Below are 2,108 nucleotides of genomic sequence, written 5' to 3'. Positions count from 1 at the left end.
GTCGACAGCCGGTGCGCGATAATCAGCGACGTCCGGCCGGTCATCAGTTTGCGCAGCGAGGACTGGATCGTGCGTTCCGTCTCGGGATCAACCGAGCTGGTCGCCTCGTCCAGAATCAGTACTTCCGGATCGACCGCCAGCGCTCGCGCAAATGAGAGCAACTGGCGTTCTCCTCGGCTGAAGTTGGCTCCTTTTTCGGAGATCTCCGTCTTGTAGCCGGCGGGCAGCCGCCGGATGAATCCATCCGCCGCGACTGTCTTTGAGGCCCCGATGATCCGTTCGTCACTAACAGCGGTTGATTCCAGCCCGATATTCGCGCTGACATCGCCGGGAAACAGAATGATATCCTGCAGCACCAGCGCAAAGCGCCGCCTGAGATCGTCGAGCCGCATATCGCGAAGGTCGACTCCGTCAACCGTGATCCGGCCCTTCTGCGGATCGTACATCCGCAGCAACAGCGAGATGACGGTCGATTTGCCGCCGCCGGTCACGCCGACCAGCGCCACTCGCTTCCCGACCGGAAGTTCGAACGATACGTCGCGCAGCACCCAGTTGTCATCGTCGGCATAAGAGAACCAGACGTTCTCGAACCGGATGCTTTTGATCAGACCGGGCCATTCGGTCGGCTTGGCCGGATCGAGTATCCGACCCTTGATCGAGAGCAGCGAGAATATGCGCCGCCCGCCGGCGATCCCTTTTTGGAACACGCCGAGTTGATCCGCTGTCCGGGCGATCGGATCGAACTCTCTCCATACGAGGAGAATGAACATGACGATCGTCCCGGGGGATATGCCCCAGACCGAACCGGCCAGGAGAATCAGACCGATCTTTACCCATTCAAAATAGAACAGGACATTAAAGAAAATCGTGACGGACATATTGACATACGCATCTTCGCTGAACTTGCGTTCGTTGAAGTGATACACCCGCTTTCGGGCATAGTCGCCGCGATGGAATATCTGGATAATCGACATCCCGTGCAGGAACTCAGCCAGCGAGGCCGTCACCTCGGCCATCCGCTTCCGCACCTCAAGAAACCGGTGCGTCGTGATCCGGTGGAAGAAGTACATCATTGTCGCGAGCACCGGTATAAACGAGGCCAGCACCAGCGCCAGTTGCCAGTTTATATAGAACATGATCGAATAGATGCCGAACATCAGCACCAGATCTCCCACCACCAGCACCACGGTGTTGGTGAAGAGCATCCGCAGCGATTCGGTATCGGATTCGATCCGCGCCATCAGCCGCCCGACCGGGTTCGTGTCAAAGAACGAAATATCGAGCGACAGCATATGGTCGAACAGCTTCTGTTTCAACGACACCATGATGTCCTGCCCGATAATCTCCAACTTCACTCGCTGTATATACTGCAGCACAAGGGTCACCACCTGGATCAGGACAATCGCGCCGCCGAACCACAGCAGGATCGTAAACGAGCGGTCCTCGGAAGGTTTCGCCAGTTCGGTCGTGATCGGACCATCGATAGCGCGCTGAATCAGCCACGGCCAGGTTAAGGAAAGAATGGTCACGCCGATCAGCAGGGACAGACAGAAGGCCAGTCCCTTTTTATGTTTGGCGAGGAAGGGAGTCAACTGAGCAAACGCCTTTCGGACGCCGATCTCCTTCTCTTCCCTGCTCATCCGTTCGTCTTCGTAAAATTCCGCAGTCATCGTGCTGCCTCATCCCTTTAGCGTTGTCATTGGTCAGGCCGCGTGCCGATTCGCCAACAAAAAACCCGCCGGACTAAAATCAGCCGCGGCGGGTAATTCGAAAAACTTTAGTCTTCGCCTACTCAACAGGACGTACTCCTCCCGCCGCAAAAAACGCCATTCGGCGCCTGAATAAGTATGATGCCATACATCATCATCAAAAGATCTCTTTGTTTCCTGTTTGCGACAAGGTTTAGTACATTATCGTTATTTGACGAAAGCTTATTCTCGTTTGTTTCGCAAAGATATCTACTTTTTTCATAATGTCAAAACTTTTTTTGTGCAAATCTACAAACTATTCCTGTTTAAGTCCTCTTTCGTTTTCTATAATAGACCCGGTGCTGATTACCGCAATGCTGCGAACTTCGGAAAGCAAATAACATGGGCCGGAGTCTTGCG

The 2,108-nt window shown here is 54.3% G+C and carries 1 protein-coding gene; it reads right to left on the bottom strand.

Translation table 11 applies throughout. The features are described 5' to 3' along the window. Window positions 1-1,670 (bottom strand): ABC transporter ATP-binding protein/permease (locus KKA81_16170; protein ID MBU2652463.1); only part of this gene is annotated, 1,670 nt, incomplete at its 3' end. Between the last annotated feature and the right edge of the window lie 438 nt (window positions 1,671-2,108).

It is taken from the genome of Bacteroidota bacterium (assembly GCA_018831055.1).
Taxonomy (GTDB): Bacteria; Bacteroidota; Bacteroidia; order Bacteroidales; family B18-G4; genus M55B132.
Note: the sequence above shows the minus strand (reverse complement) of the source record. Positions and strands in the feature narration are given on the sequence as shown.